The organism is Micromonospora sp. NPDC005172 (genome assembly GCF_040608555.1).
Taxonomy (GTDB): domain Bacteria; phylum Actinomycetota; class Actinomycetes; order Mycobacteriales; family Micromonosporaceae; genus Micromonospora.
The window spans coordinates 16,824-35,335 of record NZ_JBEXIL010000024.1 but is presented as its reverse complement, the minus strand read 5'-3'; the positions used below and the strand labels follow the sequence as shown (position 1 = coordinate 35,335).

Annotated in this window: 16 protein-coding genes; 11 read left to right on the top strand and 5 right to left on the bottom strand. The window is 71.7% G+C overall.

Features of this window, described 5'->3' with window-relative positions; all coding sequences use genetic code 11:
• Positions 1-107 precede the first annotated feature (107 nt).
• The gene (locus ABZV06_RS18065; RefSeq protein WP_355622696.1) at positions 108-2,093 is read right to left on the bottom strand and encodes a hypothetical protein; all 1,986 of its coding nucleotides are present in this window, start codon (positions 2,091-2,093) and stop codon (positions 108-110) included.
• A 38-nt stretch (positions 2,094-2,131) separates the two neighbouring features.
• Positions 2,132-2,383, bottom strand: coding sequence for a hypothetical protein (locus ABZV06_RS18060; RefSeq protein WP_355622693.1), 252 nt, complete (start codon positions 2,381-2,383; stop codon positions 2,132-2,134).
• 308 nt (positions 2,384-2,691) lie between these two features.
• On the opposite strand from ABZV06_RS18060, the gene ABZV06_RS18055 reads away from it, so the two are divergent.
• The 6 genes from ABZV06_RS18055 (at position 2,692) to ABZV06_RS18030 (ending at position 5,778) form a co-directional block, all read left to right on the top strand.
• The gene (locus tag ABZV06_RS18055; protein WP_355622690.1) at positions 2,692-3,573 is read left to right on the top strand and encodes a helix-turn-helix transcriptional regulator; all 882 of its coding nucleotides are present in this window, start codon (positions 2,692-2,694) and stop codon (positions 3,571-3,573) included.
• Positions 3,566-3,760: a DUF397 domain-containing protein gene (locus ABZV06_RS18050; RefSeq protein ID WP_355622687.1), complete on the top strand. Its 195-nt coding sequence runs from the start codon at positions 3,566-3,568 to the stop codon at positions 3,758-3,760. Before ABZV06_RS18055 ends, ABZV06_RS18050 begins: the two co-directional genes overlap by 8 nt.
• Positions 3,761-4,175: 415 nt before the next feature.
• Positions 4,176-4,439, top strand: coding sequence for a hypothetical protein (locus ABZV06_RS18045; protein ID WP_355622684.1), 264 nt, complete (start codon positions 4,176-4,178; stop codon positions 4,437-4,439).
• Positions 4,440-4,455: 16 nt separating this feature from the next.
• Positions 4,456-4,716 carry a hypothetical protein gene (locus ABZV06_RS18040; RefSeq protein ID WP_355622681.1) on the top strand — a complete coding sequence of 87 codons (261 nt, stop codon included), beginning with the start codon at positions 4,456-4,458 and terminating at the stop codon, positions 4,714-4,716.
• Complete coding sequence (locus ABZV06_RS18035) at positions 4,713-5,366, top strand: hypothetical protein (protein WP_355622678.1); 654 nt, start codon at positions 4,713-4,715, stop codon at positions 5,364-5,366. Before ABZV06_RS18040 ends, ABZV06_RS18035 begins: the two co-directional genes overlap by 4 nt.
• Complete coding sequence (locus ABZV06_RS18030) at positions 5,353-5,778, top strand: hypothetical protein (RefSeq protein WP_355622675.1); 426 nt, start codon at positions 5,353-5,355, stop codon at positions 5,776-5,778. The genes ABZV06_RS18035 and ABZV06_RS18030 overlap by 14 nt, the downstream gene beginning before the upstream one ends.
• A gap of 273 nt (positions 5,779-6,051) precedes the next feature.
• Here ABZV06_RS18030 and ABZV06_RS18025 read toward each other — a convergent pair whose 3' ends face one another.
• On the bottom strand, positions 6,052-8,502 hold the full coding sequence (locus tag ABZV06_RS18025; RefSeq protein WP_355622672.1) for a glycoside hydrolase family 2 protein: 2,451 nt from the start codon (positions 8,500-8,502) through the stop codon (positions 6,052-6,054).
• Positions 8,503-8,625: 123 nt separating this feature from the next.
• On the opposite strand from ABZV06_RS18025, the gene ABZV06_RS18020 reads away from it, so the two are divergent.
• A complete protein-coding gene (locus tag ABZV06_RS18020; protein ID WP_355232942.1) occupies positions 8,626-9,645 on the top strand; it encodes a LacI family DNA-binding transcriptional regulator in 1,020 nt (339 codons plus the stop codon).
• Between the two features lie 9 nt (positions 9,646-9,654).
• Here the strand turns inward: ABZV06_RS18020 and ABZV06_RS18015 are convergent, their stop codons facing one another.
• A complete protein-coding gene (locus ABZV06_RS18015; RefSeq protein ID WP_355232941.1) occupies positions 9,655-12,048 on the bottom strand; it encodes an EAL domain-containing protein in 2,394 nt (797 codons plus the stop codon).
• Positions 12,049-12,280: 232 nt separating this feature from the next.
• Between ABZV06_RS18015 and ABZV06_RS18010 the strand changes: the two genes are divergently transcribed.
• Positions 12,281-12,673 carry a PH domain-containing protein gene (locus tag ABZV06_RS18010; RefSeq protein ID WP_355232940.1) on the top strand — a complete coding sequence of 131 codons (393 nt, stop codon included), beginning with the start codon at positions 12,281-12,283 and terminating at the stop codon, positions 12,671-12,673.
• Between the two features lie 39 nt (positions 12,674-12,712).
• Here ABZV06_RS18010 and ABZV06_RS18005 read toward each other — a convergent pair whose 3' ends face one another.
• Complete coding sequence (locus ABZV06_RS18005) at positions 12,713-13,639, bottom strand: 2-hydroxyacid dehydrogenase (protein ID WP_355232939.1); 927 nt, start codon at positions 13,637-13,639, stop codon at positions 12,713-12,715.
• 184 nt (positions 13,640-13,823) lie between these two features.
• Between ABZV06_RS18005 and ABZV06_RS18000 the strand changes: the two genes are divergently transcribed.
• The 3 genes from ABZV06_RS18000 (at position 13,824) to ABZV06_RS17990 (ending at position 18,494) form a co-directional block, all read left to right on the top strand.
• Complete coding sequence (locus tag ABZV06_RS18000; protein ID WP_355232938.1) at positions 13,824-15,641, top strand: SpoIIE family protein phosphatase; 1,818 nt, start codon at positions 13,824-13,826, stop codon at positions 15,639-15,641.
• Between the two features lie 47 nt (positions 15,642-15,688).
• On the top strand, positions 15,689-16,861 hold the full coding sequence (locus ABZV06_RS17995) for a PQQ-dependent sugar dehydrogenase (RefSeq protein WP_355622669.1): 1,173 nt from the start codon (positions 15,689-15,691) through the stop codon (positions 16,859-16,861).
• A 61-nt stretch (positions 16,862-16,922) separates the two neighbouring features.
• Entirely contained in the window at positions 16,923-18,494 is a 1,572-nt protein-coding gene (locus tag ABZV06_RS17990) for a metallophosphoesterase (protein ID WP_355622667.1), read from the top strand.
• The last annotated feature ends 18 nt before the right edge of the window (positions 18,495-18,512 follow it).

Here is an 18,512-nt window from a genome sequence, read left to right as displayed (position 1 = left end):
GGCCTCCGGCCGCTTGATCAACGCGACTTCGCCGATGTCGCGGTATCCAGCCCACTCGGACACCGCGATATCGGCGATCTCGTGTCGATCAACGCGTCGGACCGGCCTCAGGCCAACCGAAGATCACGCAGGTCGGGGCCCTCGGCGAGGAGGCGTACGCCGTCGTCGTCGTGTCGGTGCACCGCGCAGCCGGCGCGGGTGAAGCGCACGGTGACTGCCTGCCCGGCGTGCCGAGCGGCGAGCCGCACCAGATTCGCCACCGGGTCGGCAACGATGGCGCGCGGCCCCGACCACGGCATCGGGATCGGGACCGCCGGATTGGCAGGGGCTGCGCTGGCGACCGCGTCGGTCAGACCTTCCCGGCACCAAGCGAGGGCGGCCGCCAGACTGGGCCGATAGGGCAGGTCGTCGGGGAGGACGGGTGCGTCGCGCGGCTTCACCTCGACCGACCAGCGCAGGCCGTCGGCCAGCAACGGGTCGCCTGTGTTGTGCCGCCTGTCGCATAGGGCCACCACGAGCGCCAGGTCGAGGCCTAGGGTGAGCCGCAGCAGCTCGGGCAACGGCGGCGCGTCCGGGGGTGCCGCCACCACGATCAGGCGACCCGCTGCGGTGCCCCTTCCGGCGCTGCGCACGTGCTCCCCCACCGGGTCGGCGCCGGCCCAGGGCAGCGTGACGTACCCGTCGCGCAAGTTCCGGTCGAGGTCGTGCCCGCCATCTGCGTCGCGGAGGTCCTCGGGTCGCGCACCGAGGACGGTGGCCCAGGAGCCGAGCCGGTACCGGTCGGGGAGCTGAATCACGGGCCGACCGTTGGGCTGGGTTGCGACCAAAGGGGCCACCTCCGGCGTGCCGGCCTGCCAGGTCAGGTGCACCACCCGGTGCCGCAGGTCGGTGACGGTGACCAGCACGGCCTGGTGCAGGCGGTGGGTGTCGCCGCAGGTGAAGCAGCGCAGCGCCGACGGGCGTAAGCCGGCACCACAGCAGTGCGGGCAGTCGGTGTCGGCCGGGCGACCGCCGAGCAGGCAGTCGCAGGCGCGCAGCCGACTTCCGGGCCGGCAGTCCGGGCAGGGACGCCACGTGGCGGGTTCGCCCAGCCAGGACGGATCGGGTGCCTCGTAGCCGCGGCTCAACGACACGTGAACCCGACGGACCACCTGACCGGTGGACTGCTCCACGAGGATCTCCACCGGGTCGCCGGGGCGGAGGGTGGTGTGCCACCAGCGGCCGTCCCGCCAGAGGGCCTGCGCGCCGGGTAGCTCCTCGCCGCCGGCCGGGTCGACGCAGTCGGCGAGGACGCGCCGTTCGAGCTGGTCGACGTCCACGGCCGGGGCGACGGGCGGGCGCGGCCAATCGGGATGCAACAGCCGGGCGGGGACGGCCAGGCCGCGCTCGGCGAGGCCGGTGAGCGCGTCGCCAACGTCGGTGTGGGTCAGCGCTTCCAGCAGGTGCCGCCAACGGCCGGGCGACCCGGACGGCACCGGGGAGCCGGGCACCTCGTACCGGACGGCCCAACCGAACCCCGTGCCCTGCCGGCGGGCCTCGATGACCAGGTCGAGCAGCAACAGGTCGGCCAACGCGCACAGCCGAGCCAGTCGTGCTGCCGGATCGACGGTGGGCGCGGCGGTGGAACGGCCCAGCACCAGCCGCCACGGGGCGTAATCAGCCCGCAGGATGGCGTGGGCCTCCAGCTCGTGCCGAGCGGCCGCGGGCAGGTCGGGTCGCCACTGCTCCGACAGCCACAGCGACGGCGCGTCGGTGTCGGTCACGACCGCGCCGACGCTGGCGGCGAGTTCGCGTACTCGGGAAGCAAGGTCGACCCCCCAGCGACCCGTCGGGTCGCGGTAAGGGTCGAGGCCACCGGGCACGACCTGGTGGGACGCGACCGCGCCGGTGTCCAGGTTGGCGACCGTAACCACGAGCTGCGCCCGTCGCCGGCCGCGCCGGTCGCAGCGATAACAGGGGTGCGCGACGCTGCCCGCGCCCCGGCACTGCTCGCAAGCCCGGTACGCCTCGCGAGGCGGGCCGGGGAGGTCGCCGTCGGCGAGGAACCGGTCGCCGTAGGTGGTGCAGCGGCACGGGTCCAGGGTGAAAGTCATCCCGTCGCAGTCGGGGCAGGTGACGACGGGCGCGGCGGTCACCGATACCGCCGGGCCGCGCAGTCACCGTCGTGCTCGACCCGGCGCACACACCGCCGGCCGCCGTCGAGCGGCAGGTCGCAGAAGACCCGATGACGTACGCCCTGAGCGTCCTCGACGGAAACGGTGGTCTCGCCCGCGTCCACCTCGGACAGGAAGGTCAGGGAGCGGGCCAGGGCGCCGGCGAAGTGCTGAGCGGCGGGCAGATCGGCGGCGGTGAACGGCAGATGCGCCACCCACCGGGCGCTCACGGACGGGCCGCCAGATCCGTGCGGGTCCGCCGGCTGCACTGGCGTCTGCTGACGGGTCGGGGCGGCTCGGCCCGGAGATGACAGAGAAACGCGCGCACGATAGCAGCACCACCCTTCCTCGCAGTTGCTCGACGTTCAGCGGCGTGGGAATTGCGCGTCCATCGCCGTTGTCGGACCAATCTTGTAGGGTCGGAATCACCATCGCAATGAATGTCCGCTCACACTGTTCCGATAATTGTGTACAACATTCCCCTGTTGCAGAACGGCTCTCGGGATGTTGCAAAACTCAACACAGGAAGGAGAGCCGGGTGGCCGATGACATGGGCTCGACGGTGCCCCGACGCCAGCTCGGCAGGGCGCTACGCGACCTGCGCACCGAGGCGGGAGCGACCCTCGACGCGGTCGCCGAAGCGCTGGAATGCAGCCGGCAGAAGGTCTGGCGGATCGAGAGCGGGCTCGGCTCAGTGCGCGGCGTCGACGTCCGAGCGATGTGCGAGCTGTACGGGGCGACCAGCGAACTGACCCGGGCGCTTATCTCACTGGCGGGCGAGACAAGGGCGAAGGGGTGGTGGCACGCGTACGGCGACGCCGTCCCGGAATGGTTCGAGCTGTACGTGGGTCTCGAATCCGCCGCGTCGAGACTCCGCTTCTTCAACGAAGCAATGGTGCCTGGTCTGTTACAGCACCGAGGCTACGCACTGGGCGTCTACCAGCACCGAACGGAGGTGAGCGACGAAGAGCGGGAGTGCCTGGTGCAGGTCCGTCTGCAACGTCAAGCCCTCCTGCGGCGCCGCCTGCCTCCGCCTCCGAAGCTGGACGTGATCCTCTCCGAGGCCGCCCTAATTCGCACCGTCGGCAGTCCCGAGACAATGACAGATCAACTCAATCACCTGCTGATGTTGGGAACTACACCGACCAACTCGATCCGAATCCTCCCGCTCACCGCGGGTCTGCACCGTGGGGTCGAGGCGGGATCCTTCGTGATGCTCAATTTCCCGTTGGGCAACCGAGCACAACCGGAGCCTTCGGTGATCTACTGCGAATCCTGGACGGGCGCTCTCTACCTTGATCGCCCGGACGAGTTCGCCGCCTACGAGCAGGTCTGGTCAAGCCTGGATCAGCTTGCCCTCGATGAAGGACAATCAAGGCACCTGATCAACAAGATCATCGGGGAGGTCCATCATGGTTGATCTGACCGGCGCTCGTTGGCGCAAGAGCACCCGCAGTGGCAGCAATGGCGGTGAGTGCGTGGAAGTCGCCGTCAACCTGCCCGGCGTCGTCGCCGTACGCGACAGCAAGGACCCGCACGGCCCGGCCCTCACCTTCGCTCCCGCCGCCTGGGCCACGTTCGTCCAGGTGACCGGCACCTTCCGCTGAAACTTCGGTGGGTGTCTCAGCCGCCGCCGGGACGCCCACCGAACTCGCAAGCGTGCATAGTCACGCAGCGGCACCCGCCCCGAGAAGCAGGGACCATTCCCGATCCTCCAGCTCTTAACGAACCAAGATCCGAGCAGCTTCCCTGTTGTTGCCTGCCCGCAACGGGCGTGAGGCAGTAACAGCCCTGATGTTGCTCGAGTCTTGTGAGGGAGCTGCCCATTCAGGTGGCCCGGTTCGCAACCGAGACTCACGCCCAGTTCCCAGGCGCTCAATCGCCTTCCTCACTTGGGATGGAAGGCGTGGACCTCCGCCGAGCACGTCTGAGCAGCGGGGCTGCGGCCTGCCAGCATCTCCGATAGTGTCCGTCCGACCACGCAAACGTGAACTCGTTGCGCGATCGGCAGACGGAGGCGGCATGGCGAGCATTGAGGAAGTCAAGGCGGCGCTGATGCAAGCCGCCGAGCAGGGCAACGTCTCGGTCGGCCAGATCCGCGCCGCCGCAGAGAACACCGAGCAGATGCTGACCCGGCTGCGGGCCATCGCCGCCGGCACCGGCCACCCGACGATCGCCGAAGCCATCGCCCGCGGGGAGCAGAGCAAACAGCGTCTGGCCGAGGCCATGACCCTGGTACAGGGGAGCGCGGAGGCAGCACGCCGCTACATCGGCGTGCTCGGCTGACCACCGAACCTCCACGATGAGCGTCGGCGAGGTCAAGACAACCCTCCGTGCGGCCATCGAAGCGGCCCTTCAGGGGAGGGACGCCTTCGATCGGGCATCCGCCGGGGCGAACGCAGCGAGCGAAGCGGCAGAAGCCATTCTGAACCACAGCCGAAACGAGGACGTAAGCGCCGTTCAGCAGGCACTCGACACCGCGAGGGCCGAGGTCGAGCCGACCCGCCGCCGATTCGTCAACATCGCGGAACACACAAGTCGATACCTCAATCGACTCGGATGAGCGGCAGCATCGGCGAAGTCGTCGCGCAGCTTCTCGTTGTACGCGGGCAGCTCGACGCCGCCGCCGTCAGGGCCTTACGCGCCCGTGCGGATGCGGAGCACGCCTTGGCTCTCTTGGAAGGTGTCCGTCGGGGTAGCAGCGACCCGCAGTTGCGGGAGGCCGCCACCGACGCCGAGGTGGCCCGGGACAAATCCGAGCGCTATGCCCGCCTCCTGGCCAAAGCCTCCCGGCACCTCACCCTCTACATCAACACCATCGCCCCCGGCACCGCGCCATCCGGGCCAGACGACGCCGCATCACCGTCGGGCGAACGGCTGGTGGAGGAAGCCGAAGGCCGCAGCAGCAAAGCAGAGGCGTTCCTCCGCCGTCATGTCAAGAAGGCGGACGACTCCGAGGACACTCTCAAGCAGACCGAGCAGTCGGTCACCGCTGGCCTTCGCGCGCTACAGAAGAGCCTGAAGGGCTCGGGGTCGACTGGTAGCACGACGTCGACCCCCGCCAACCCCGGCACGCCGGCGGATCGCCCCCAGTTGGAGCACCCCGTCACATCAGTCATCATGGCTGCTGGCGCGGTCGTCGTAGGACTTCGAGGGGTTTGGAACACAGCAAAGAAGCGCCGCGAGAGGAAGCGATCTGATGAGCAGCCCTGAGATGGTCGACTACATCCGGACGATGATCAGAGGTGACCACGAGGCCAACGATCGGGTCGAGGCCCGCCTCGACGAACTTGGCTGGGATGGTTTTCCAACCCTGCTCGGTGCTGTCTTCTACTTCGCGGTCACCCGACGCTTCGATGAGCAGACCGCGCCTGGTGAGATCATGCGATTTGTCGCCGAAATGCGAGCGAGCACACCGGCCGGCACACCAGAGATCGACGCCAACGCGGCCGAGCGGCTGATCCGCGCTGCACTGAACCCGGACATCGAGACGGACATCGATCCAGAGATGGCCGGGAGGGTCCAGGGCTTGGCAATCTTGCGAATTCTGGGTCACGGTGCCACTTCGGACGAAGATCTGGACGTTCTCCTCGCCGAGGCGGCAGACCTCGCCAGCCGGGTATGAGCTGCTCTTGAGCACACAGACGAGGTTCAGCGACCTGATCCGCGCGATGGCACGGCATGACTGGGGCTCGGAGAGGATTACCGACCCGACAACCGCCCGGCCAACTCCAATGGGCCGCACGTGTTCCGTCAAGCCGGGCCAACGTCCTGCTGCCCGTCAGCGGTAAGCAGGCCGATCCGGCCGCGCCCTTACGAGCTCGGATGATTGCGCTCAACCAAGGATGTAGTGCCCTCCGCACGGCAGGGAGGCCACTACATCCTGGATCGAGCACGATCATTCAAGGGTGAGGTCGTTCACGCAGCGCAGCACCGGGCGGGTCGTCAACGCGACGGTGTCCAGCGGAATCCCGGCGTGCACTGTGAACGTCGTCGACTCACCCGGCAGCAATGTGACCAGCGCAGCGTCTACTGTGGCCGATCCGTCCAGCCGGTCCGGGAAGAGGGTCAGGTCGCGCAGCACCGTGCGCGCCGTCACCCGGACCCGCTGGCCGCCGTCCACCGGCTCGACAGTCGCGTCCCACGCCGCCGCCGGCCAGTCGACGTCCCGATCCTCGGCGAAGAACCACAGCGCACGCTCCGCCGTGCCGCCGGCCTCGGCGACCAGCAGCTCACGGCGGCTCTCGTCCGGCCGCGCCAGCTCCGCCGGCAGCGCCAGCACCACCGAGGAGTACGCCGGGACGTCGAGGTCCACCGAGGTCTTCGCCCTCGGCTCCCCGGTAAGGCCGACCCGGGTGACCGTGGCCGGCGCGGTCCACGGCTCGGCGGTCTCGTTGACCGCCACCAGCACCAGCCCACCGTCGCGGGGTTGCACGGTCAGCAGCCGGTCGGCGTACGCGTGGCGTAGCGCGTACCACAGGGGTTTGCGGCGGCCGTCGCCGTCGATGGCCGACCAGGAGGTCACCGGCCAACAGTCGTTGAGCTGCCAGACGATCGTGCCGGCGCAGACGTCGCGGTGGGAGCGGAAGTGCTCCACCCCGAGCTGGATGGCCCGTGCCTGGTTGAGTTGCGTGAGGTAGTGCCAGTCGTCGAAGTCGGCCGGGGCGGGCAGGTGGGCGTCCAGGCCCCGCTGGAGCTTGGCGTCACCGCCGACGGCCTTCTGGTGGTGGGCCATGCCGGGCGAGTCGGGCGCGAGCGGTTCGTCGCTGAGCGCCCGCCGCAGCGTCGCGTACGTGGGCGGACCCTGGTAGCCGAACTCGGCCACGAAGCGCGGCACGTACTCCCGGTATTTCGTGTAGTCGTCGGTGTTCCACACGTCCCAGATGTGGGTGGTGCCGTGCGCCGGGTCGTTGGGGTGGATCGTCTCGGTGCCCGACCAGGGGCTGCCCGGCCAGTACGGGCGGGTCGGGTCCAGCTCGCCGACGATGCGGGGCAGGACGTCGAGGTAGTAGCCGCGCCCCCAGGTGCGGCCGGCGAGGGCTTCCTGCCAGTCCCAGTCGTGCCAGCCCCAGATGTTCTCGTTGTTGCCGGTCCAGAGCACCAGCGACGGGTGCGGCGTCAGGCGGGTCACCTGCTCGGTGGCCTCGGCGGCGACCTCGGAGGCGAACGGCTCCTCCTCGGGGTACGCGGCGCAGGCGAAGAGGAAGTCCTGTTGGACGAGCAGGCCGCGTTCGTCGGCGAGGTCGTAGAAGTCCTCCGACTCGTACCGCCCGCCGCCCCAGACGCGCAGCAGGTTGACGTTGGCGTCGGCGGCCTGGTCGAACCGCTCGGCGAGCCGCTCGCGGGTGATCCGGGTGGGGAACGCGTCGTCGGGGATCCAGTTGACGCCCCGGACGAAGACCGGCACGTCGTTGACCGAGAGCGCGAACGGCGTGCCGTGCTCGTCGGGGGTGGTGTCCAGCCGGACGGAACGGAAGCCGATCCGTCGGGACCAGGCGTCCAGCGCGTCGCCGTCCGGCGCGTGCAGGGTCACCTCCAGCAGGTGGCGGGCCTGCTCGCCGTACCCCCGGGGCCACCAGAGCGCGGGCTCGCGGACGGCGAGGGTCAACACGGCCGTGCGCTGCCCGGCCGGAACGACCACCTCGGCGTGGGTGTCGGCGACGGCGGCGCGGACGGTCAGCGGGACGTCCGCGGCGCGCTCGACCTCGACGTGCAGCTCGACCCGGCCGTCCCGGCCGGCGAGAGTGACGAGCGGGCGGACGGTGGCCAGGCGGGCGGTGGACCACGCGTGCAGGCCGATGTCCTGCCAGATGCCGGCGGTGACCAGCGTGGGCCCCCAGTCCCAGCCGAAGTTGCAGGCCATCTTGCGGACGAACTGGAAGGGCTCGGGGTACGCGTTGGGTCGGTCGCCGAGCCGGTCACGCTGCGCCTCGGCGTAGCGGTACGCGGAGTCGAACGCGACTGTCAGCTCGTTGTCGCCGTCGCGCAGCAGTGAACGGACGTCGAACCGGTGCCCGCGGTGCATGTTCTCGGTGCGGCCGACCTCGACGCCGTTGACGCTGACGGTGGCGACGGTGTCCAGGCCGGCGCAGACCAGGTCGATGCGGTCGTGATTGCCGGCGGGCGGTCGGAAGGTCGTCCGGTACGTCCAGTCGGCGCGCCCGATCCAGGTCAGGGACAGTTCGTTGTCGTCGAGGTACGGGTCGGGGATCAGCCCGGCCCCGAGCAGGTCGGTGTGGACACATCCGGGCACGGTCGCCGGGACGGTGCGGTCGACGATGTCCGCCGGCACGTGCGCGCCGGTTGTCGCCCGCAGGGTCCAGCCGTCGTGGAGGGCCTGTCGGCTCACGATTCACCGCACCTTCGTGATCGAGACGTTAGCTGAACCGGATAAGCTCAGCCACCGTACGATCCGACCCCCGGGGTGTCAACGATCGGTTGACGAGCCCCTCAGCGGCAGAGGAGCACGCCGGTGAAGCGGCCGACCATCGCGGACGTCGCCCGACGCGCGGGGGTGTCCAAGGGTGCCGTGTCGTACGCGTTGAACGGGCAGCCCGGCGTCTCCGAGGTCACCCGGCAACGCATCCTCGCCATCGCCACCGAGATCGGGTTCAGTCCGAGCAGTGCGGCTCGGGCACTGTCCGCCGCCACCGCCGAGGCGGTCGGCCTGGCCCTGTGCCGGCCCGCGCGGACACTGGGCATCGAGCCGTTCTTCATGGCGCTGATCAGTGGTGTGGAGGCCGAACTGTCGGCCCGCTCGTACGCGCTGACGTTGCAGGTGGTGGCCGATCACGACGCCGAGATCGCCGTCTACCGGCGCTGGTGGGGCGAGCGTCGGGTGGACGGGGTCCTCGTCTGCGACCTGCGCACCGACGATGCGCGCATCCCCGCCCTGGAACAGCTTCGCCTTCCGGCCGTGGTCATCGGCGGGCCGGGCGGCACCGGGGACCTGGCCAGCCTCTGGTCGGACGACGCGGCCGCGCTGACCGAGGCGGTGGAGTACCTCGTCGCGCTCGGGCACCGCCGGATCGCCCGGGTCGGCGGCCTGCCCGACCTGCGGCACACCGAGATCCGTACCGACGCGTTCGAGGCGGTGTGCCGGCGTCTCGACCTGGCCGAGGCGGTCACCGTCTTCTCCGACTACACCGGGGAGGAGGGCGGGCGCGCCACCCGACGGCTGCTCAGCACCACTCCCCGGCCGACCGCTGTCATCTACGACAACGACGTGATGGCCATCGCCGGGCTCTCGGTCGCGCAGGAGATGGGCCTGACCGTGCCGGCTGACCTGTCCATCGTGGCCTGGGACGACTCGCCTCTCTGCCGGCTGGTGCACCCGCCGCTGACGGCGCTCGGGCGGGACATCTCGGCGTACGGCGCGCACGCGGCCCGCCACCTGCTGGGCGTGATCGCAGGCGAGCCGGCGACGCGTGCGCGGGACGAGACCCCGCAGTTGACCCCGCGCGGCAGCACCGCACCCCCACGGCAGAGGTGAACCGGTTCATCAGTGGTATGCGGAGGGGAACTCCTCGAAGTACGCCTCGACGCGCTCGGCGGTCGCCGGCCGGGACAGCGCGAAGCCCTGCCCGTAACGGCAGCCGGCCCGCTGCGCCCCCTCGACCTGGGTCGCTGACTCCAACTCCTCGGCGACGATCTCCACACCCAACCGTTCGCCGACGTTGACCACCACGTCGATCAGCGGCGGCTGCCCGGCCGGCTGCGCCCCCACCAGCTCCGGACCCACCTTGAGCAGGTCGATCGGCAGCCGGCGCAACTGGGCCAACGAGGCGTGTTCGGCCCGGAAGTCGTCCAACGCGGTGCGTACGCCCAGCGACCGCAGACCCGCCAGCCGGGCCACCACCGTCGACAGGTCGGCGGCGACCCTCGGCTCGGCCACCTCCACCACCAGTCGCTCCGGTGGCACCCCGTACGCGGCAAGGACCGCCGCGGCGCGCTGCACGAAGTCGGGCGTGGTCAACTCCCGGGTGGTCACGTTGACGGCCATCCACAGCTCGCGGGAGCCCGCCACCCAGGCGGCCAACTGCCGGCAGGCCCGGTCCAGCACCCACCACTCCAACTCGCCGACCAGATCCAGGTCCTCGGCGACCGGCAGCAGCTCGGCCGGGAGCACCGTGCCGAGCACCGGGCTGCGCCAGCGCAGCAGCGCCTCGGCACCCACCGGCTGCCGGTCGGTCAGGTCGAGCACCGGCTGGTAGACCAGGTCCAACTCGCCCCGGGCGACCGCGCCCGGCAGCTCACGTTCCAGGTCGAGCCGGCGGACCAACTGCTCCTCCAGGAACGCGTCGTACCACTCGACCCGGTCCCGGCCCAGCTGCACCGCCCGCCGCCGCGCCAGCTCGGCCTGCCGGAGCACGTCGGCCGGACCAGCGCCACTCACCTCGGCCAGCCCGATGCTCGCCTGCACGCGCAGCACCGAACCGGCCAGCTGGTACGGCACGGTGAGCGTGGTCAGCAGTCGGGTGCCCAACGCGTACGCCAGCACGGGCCCGGCGCCGGTGACCACCGCGAAGCCGGCACCCATGCAGCCGGTCACCAGGTCGCCCGGCGCGACGACCGCCCGGACCCGCAGAACCGCCTCGGCGAGAGCGTCCTCGCGGGCCACCAGGCCCAGCCCTTCGGTGCCGTGCAACTCCACCAGCAACAGCGCACCAGCTGGCGCGGGCACGTCACCGATCGCGGCGAGGGCGGCGAGCAGGGCCGCCCGATCTCCCGGCCCGTCGCCGGTCGCGCCGGATTGACGGTGTGCCGGCGACCAGGCGACACCCGTGTCGGGCCACGTCGCGCCGGCGCCGCTCGCATCGGCGCGCCAGACGCCGTCGGCGCCGGACGTGGTGGTCGCGGGAGCCCAGGACTCCGGTGTCGCGGCCGGCCGGTGCGGTTGCGGCTCCCGGCGGCGGATCGGGTGGTCGGCGGCTCTGCGGTGTGCGGCGTGCCGCTCGGGAGCGCCCGCGCCACCACGCAGCAGCTCCCGCAGGACCAGAGGTGGCACCGCCGCGAGGGCGAGCAGCAGACTCGTCCGGTCCGGAGTACGACCGGAACCTAGGTGCAGGCCCGCCGCGAACAGCAGCACCGACGCCGGGAGAACCGCCCGCGGCCAGGTCGTGGCGGGGGTACCGGTCGGTGGCGTGACGCTGGACGTCGCCACCGCTGACGTCGCGCCGAGGGCGGTCAGCAGCATCCCGAGGACCAGGGGCGGCACCGCGAGAAGCGGCGCACGACCCGTCGACGCGGACGGCAGGATCGCCAACAACACCAGCCCCACCAGGGTGAGCAGGACGCCTCCCCGGCAGATCGCGCCACCCGAGCGCCGCCGGCGGCCGGTGAACGCGCTGAGCGCGGCGTTGCCCAGGCCCGCCAGCACTAGCGCCGCGACCAGCCGGACCGGCGCGGGGAGGGTGGCGGTGGGCAGGAGCAACCAACCGGCGAGGGTCAGACCGACAGTCGGGCCGGCCGCGTCGACCAACCCCCGTAGTCGGGCCGGCGCGGGCGTCCGTGCCGAGAGCCCACGCAGCCCGGCCACGGACAGGACCGCGACGATGAGCGAGCCGAGCAGCGCGACCGCGCGATGCCGGGTGTCGACCAGCGGCCACACGGCCGCGACCCAGCCGGCCGCCACCACGGCGGCGTCGAGCAGGATCGCCGACACCCGCCACGAGGAGTCGGCCGGCGGCGGGTCGGCGGGTCGGTGCACGGCCAGCCGGGAGAGTCGGACGCCGGCGAGGGTGGCGCCCGCGCCACCGGCCAACGCGATCACCACCGGGGTCGGGACCACAGCGGCGGCACCGGCGAGGACGAGCAGCGCCACGGCCGTCGACACGGCGGCCTCCGGGACCGCCCGGCGGGGGACGAGAAAACGGAACGGGTACGCGAGGAGCACGGCGGTCGCCTTCGTGAGGGGGCACGGGGCGGTGCGGGCGGTGCTGCGGTGCTGAGCGGTGGGACGGCGGAGGTTGCGAGTCCACTGCCCAAAACTGGAAAACGACCGGCGACCGAATTTGTTACGCGTCGGTCATCGGCACGAAGCAGTGACCTGTGTCACTGTACGACGTACGGGCCCCGTGGCACCGCCCGCCGCGACCCCTGCCGGCCAGGGGTGGGATCATCGCAGGGTGAGTACGCCCGACACGGTCCGCTTCCGTTTCAACCAAGCCATCCTGGCCGCCGCGGTCATCGCCTTCATCGGTGCCCTGCCACTGGCGAACGCCCGGGCGTACCTGCTGCCGGTGCTGCTCATCCCGCTCGGCGTCGGGGTGTGGGCCTGGCGGGCCGGCACCGACGCCGACTCCCGGGAGCTGCGTCTGCGGGCGCTGTTCGGGCAACGCCGGATCGGCTGGGACCGGGTCGCCGAGTTGGCCACCGACGCGCGCGGGCGGGCCGTCGCCCGGCTCGACGACGGCCAGCAGCTCGTCCTGCCGGCGGTACGCGGCACCGACCTGCCCCGACTGGTCTCGGCCACCGGCCAGACCCTGCCGGACGAGGCCGCCGAGGCACCCGGCGCGTAAGCCGGGACCGCTCGCCGACCCCGGCGCCGCCCCGACGGCTCAGTAGCCGTCGACCACCGTGTTGACGAGTGGTTCACCGGCGGCGAACCGTCGCACCTGCTCGCCGACCAACCGGTACGCGCGCGGCAACAGCCCTCGCACCGATCCCCCCACGTGTGGGGTGAGCAGCACGTTCGGCATCGTCCACAGGGGAGATTCGGCAGGTAGCGGCTCCGGATCGGTGACGTCCAGCGCGGCCGAGATCCGGCCGGTGGCCAGTTCGGCGACGAGCGCCTCGGTACGCGCCACCGGGCCCCGGGCCGCGTTGACCAACAGCGCACCGTCGGGCATCGCGGCCAGGAAGTCCTTGTCGATCAGGCCGCGGGTCTGGTCGGTGAGCGGCACCAGCACCACCACCACGTCGGCGTCGGGCAGCAGCCGGGGCAGCTCCGCGACGGCGTGCACCGACTGCTCCGGTCGGGCGGTGCGGGCGACCAGGGTGAAGCTCACCCCGAAGGGCGCCAGCCGGTCCCGCACCGCCGCGCCGATGGACCCGGCCCCGACGATCAGCACCCGTTTGCCGGTCAGCTCGTCGGTCGGCGCGTTGCCGTCGTACGCCCACTGCCGCTGTGCCTGCGCCCGGGCAAAGGCGGGAAACGCCCGTAGCTGCGCCAGGATCGCGGTGACCACCCACTCGGCCGTGGACGGGTCGTGCACACCCCGGGCGTCGCAGAGCGTGACTCCTTCGGGGACACGGCCGACCCAGGCGTCCGCCCCGGCGGAGAGCAGCTGCACCACCGCCAGGTCGGGTAGCTCGCGCAGGAGCGCGGTCGCGTCCGAACCGCTCAGGAACGGCGGCACCCAGAAACGAACGTCGGCCACGGCGGACGGCAGGCGATCGGCGTGCTCGGCGACCTCCACCGTCACGCCCGGGGGCAGCTCGCCGACGAGGTCCAGGCCGGCCGGGTGCGGAATCCATACCTTCACGTCCGCCGACGATAGCCGCCGGCGAGACGGCCGGCGCGGGCACGGCGGGAACCGGCGCCACGGAGGACCGAACTCGGCGCTGGGTGGGCGCGACGCGACGCACAAGTGTTCGGTTCCGGCCATGAGGAGGTATAACCGAGTGTTGGAGGGCCGGTTGTCCTCCACCCCGGCAGACAGGTGCTCGATGACGGACGGCTCCCCCGCCAGCACGCGACCTTCGAACACCCCACCCGGAGTGCTCGGCGACGCGGCGCGGCTGCGTGCCCTCGCCGACACGGGCCTGGACGCCGCACCCGACGAGGCGTTCGACCGGTTCGCCCGCCTGGTCAGCGACCTGCTGGAGGTGCCGGTCGCACTGGTCTCGCTGGTCTCCGCCGACCGGCAGTTCTTTCCGGGCGCGGTGGGGCTGCCCGAGCCGTGGTCACAGAGGCGGCAGACCCCGTTGAGCCACTCGTTCTGCCAGCACGTGGTGGACATCGAGGTGCCGATGGTGCTGCCGGACGCCCGCCTCTACCCCCGCGTACGGAACAATCTCGCCATCGACGACCTCGGCGTCGTCGCGTACGCCGGGATGCCGTTGACCGACCTCTCCGGCCGGGTGCTCGGCTCGTTGTGCGCCATCGACAACAAGCCTCGGGCGTGGACCGCCGGGCAGGTGCGGACGCTGTCCGACCTGGCCGCCGCCTGCTCGTCGGAGCTGCGCCTGCGGATCGCGCTCGACGGGGCGCAGGAGGCGCGTCGTCGGGTGGTGCAGGCGCACGAGCGCCTGGAACTGCTGGCCGGAGTGAGCGAAACGCTCGCCGGCACGTTGGACGTGGGCACGTCGCTGCGCCGGCTCGCCGCCGCCATGGTGCCGCTGCTCGCCGACTGGTGCCTGCTCACCCTCGTCGGGCCGACGGGCCAACCCCGCGAGGTCGTCGCGGTGCACCGCGACCAGGCCCGGATGCCGGACATCGCCCGCTTCGCCGACCTGCTGCGCACCGGCCTGAGCCAGGAGTCGATCATCCGCACGGTGCTGCGCACGGGCCAGCCCCGGCTCGGTGAGGTGGCGTCGCCGGCCGACGTAGCCCGGGGCACCATGAATCCGGAGCTACCGGGGATCGCCGATCGGCTGGGCATCGCCTCGTACCTCAGCGTGCCGGTGCGGGCCGTCGGAGGCACCGTGCTGGGCGCGATCACCCTGGTCAACGGTCCCGGTCGGCAGCAGTTCGACGCCCGCGACCTGCTCACCGCCGTGGACATCGGCCGCCGGGCGGGGCAGGCCATCGGCAACAGCTCGATGTACGGGGAGCAGCGGCACGTCGCCGAGGTCCTGCAACACAGCATGCTGCCGCGGTTGCCGATCCTGACGGAGCTGGAACTGGCGGCCCGCTACCAGCCGGCGGCCGACCGGGTCGAGGTCGGCGGCGACTGGTACGACGCCTTCGTGCAGCCCGACGGCGACGTGATCGTGGCGATCGGGGACGTGGCCGGGCACGACATCGAGGCCGCGGCGACCATGGGTCAGCTCCGCAACCTGGTGCGCGGCAACGCGTTCGGCCGACCCGACCAGGTCGGGGCGCTGATGAGCCACCTGGACGACGCGATCCGCGGTTTGCGGCTGCCCATCGCGGCCACCGCCACGCTGGTACGGGTCAGCCCGGCGCGCTCCGGTGTCCGCGAGGTGACGTGGTGCAACGCCGGGCACCCGCCAGCGCTGGTGGTCCGCGCCGACGGCTCGGTGGACGTGCTCGAAGCGACGCCGGAACCGCTGCTCGGCCTGGCCCGACCCACCCCGCGGACCAGCCACTCGACGAGCCTCGCTGCCGGAGACACCCTGCTGCTCTACACCGACGGGCTGATCGAACGCCGGGACCGGTCCATCGACGACGGCCTCGCCGAGCTGGTGGGCAGGTTGACCCGCACCGAAACGGTGCCCCTGGACGAGCTCTGCGACCTGCTGCTCGCCTCGATCCACCACCGTGAGGACGACACGGCGCTGCTGGCGGTCCGGGCCCGCTGACAGCGGAGCACCCCGGCCGGGCCATCCGTCGGGCTACGCTGGGCCCGGTGAGAGCCCGTCCCCCGTACCCTCGCATCCACCGCCTCCGGGCGGTCCTCGCGGCGTCCTGCGCGGTGCTACTGCTCGCCTCGGGTTGCAGTTTCGGCGAGCCGGAACCCGACCCGGCGGGCGAGCCGCCCAACCTGCCGACGCCGTCGGCGTCGGCGAACCCCGGCCGTGCAGGCCAGCAGGCGGTGACGACCGTCCTGGCCAAGGGGCTGCGGGTGCCGTGGGCCATCGCGTTCCTGCCCGACGGCGGCGCGCTGGTCACCGAACGGGACAGCGGCCGGATTCTCCAGGTGGGCCCCGAGTCCGGCCCGGACGGGCTGCGCGTCCGGGCGGTGCAGACGATCAGCGACGTGGCGGCGGCGGGCGAGGGCGGCCTGCTCGGCATCGCCGTCTCCCCCGGCTACGCCCAGGACCGGACGGTCTTCGTCTACTACACGGCCGAGCAGGACAACCGGGTTGCCCGCCTGCAACTCGGCGGGCAGCCCACCCCGATCCTCACCGGCATCCCGAAGGCGAACGTGCACAACGGCGGCGGGTTGGGCTTCGGGCCGGACGGTCAGCTCTACGTCAGCACGGGTGACGCGGGCGAGCGGCCCAACGCGCAGGACACGAAGAGTCTCGGCGGCAAGATCCTGCGGATCACCACCGATGGCAAACCCGCGCCGGGCAACCCGTTCCCCGGCTCGCCCGTGTGGTCGTTCGGCCACCGCAACGTGCAGGGCTTCGCCTGGGACGCGGCCAAGCGCATGTACGCCGTCGAGTTCGGCCAGAACACCTGGGACGAGATCAACCAGATCACCAAGGGCGGCAACTACGGCTGGCCGGAGGTCGAGGGGCGGACCGGCGACAAGCGCTACACCGACCCGATCACACAGTGGGCGACGTCCGACGCGTCCTGCTCCGGCCTGGCCGCGACGGACCGGCTGCTGGTCACCGGCTGCCTGCGTGGCAAGCGGCTCTGGGTGATGGAGCTGACCGACACCGGGACGCTGCTCGGGCAGCCCAGCGAGCTGCTGACCAACCGGTACGGGCGGTTGCGCGCCGTGGCCGCCGCACCCGACGGCTCACTGTGGGTGAGCACCTCCAACCACGACGGGCGGGGTGACCCGGCGGCCGACGACGATCGCCTGCTGCGGGTGGTCTTCGCCGGTGGCGACGGCGGTCGCAGCTGAGCTGCGTCACCTTCCGCCCAGGTTTGCCAAGATCCCTTCACGGGCAGGTCAGAATCTCAGCATGGACGGGCAACGCGACGAGCGGCACGACGACGCCGAGGACCGGGACGACCCGGTGACCGGCGGCGAGCCGTCGCGCCCAGCGGCCCGTCGGATCGGCCGCCCGGGCGGGCCGGTACGGCGCACCGGCGTGGTCCTCGCCGTGCTGGCGGTGGCCCTGGCCGGGGCGGTGCTCGGGGTGCTGGCCGGCGGTCGGGTGAACACCGACATCGGGCCGTTCCGGGCCAACCTCACCCTCTCCCCAGCCAGCGACGGCGGGACGACAATCGACGTACCGCCGCTCGGCGCGCTGCTGATCGACAGCCACAGCGGGCCGACGCACCTCACCGTACGACTCGGCGCGCTGGACCAGGGGCGCACCGAGGCGCTGCTCGACGATCCGGCGAGCATCAGTCGGGCCAGCCAGAGCGCCGTGGAGGACGTCCGCTCCGGGGTGATGCGGCTCGGGTTGCGGACCCTCGGCTCGGCGGTGCTGGTCACCCTGATCCTGGCGGCGTTGATCTTCCGGAACGTGCGGCGTACGGCGTGGGCGGGCGGTTTGGCGCTGCTGGTCACCGCCGGAAGCCTCGGCACTGCCGCCGCGACCCTGCGCCCGCAGGCGATCGAGGAACCGCGCTACGAGGGTCTGCTCGTCAACGCGCCGGCGATCGTCGGTGACGCCCGCCGCATCGCCAACGACTACACCAAGTACGCCGAACAGCTGCAACGCATCGTCGGCAACGTCAGCCAGCTCTACACGACGGTGTCGGCGTTGCCGGTGTTGGAACCGGCGCCGGGCACCACGCGCGTCCTGCACGTCTCCGACATGCACCTCAACCCGACGGGCTGGCAACTGATCCGCACGGTGGTGGAGCAGTTCGGCATCGACGTGGTCATCGACACCGGCGACATCACCGACTGGGGCAGTGAGCCCGAGGCGTCGTTCGTCGGCTCGATCAGCCTGCTCAAGAAGCCGTACGTGTTCATCCGGGGCAACCACGACTCGGGTAAGACCGGCGCCGCGGTGGCGCGCCAGCCGAACGCGATCGTGCTCAACAACTCGACGACCACGGTGGCGGGGCTGACCATCGCCGGCATCGGCGACCCGCGCTTCACTCCGGACAAGAACACCTCACCGGCCGGCAGCGGGCTGACCCAGGAGGTCGCCGACCAGGTAATCGGGGCCGGCAACCAGCTCGCCGCGACGGTCCGCAGCTCGCCACGGCCGGTCAACATCGCCCTCGTGCACGACCCGGCGTCGGCCGGGCCACTCGCCGGCACGTGCCCGCTGGTGCTGGCCGGGCACACGCACGCCCGGCAGGTCTCCAAGCTGCCGCAGGCACCCGGCCAGCAGCCCACCGCCCTGTTCGTGGAGGGCTCCACCGGCGGGGCCGGGCTGCGCGGCCTGGAGGGTGAGAAGCCGACTCCGCTGTCGATGACAGTGCTCTACTTCGACCAGCAGAAAATGCTCCAGGCGTACGACGACATCACCGTCGGCGGCACCGGCCAGGCCCAGGTCAACCTGGAACGCCACATCGTGCAGGACCCGAACGCCGGCGCCCCCGCCTCGGTCACCCCCACCCCGACCCGCTGAGCGCGGGCCGGGGCGGCG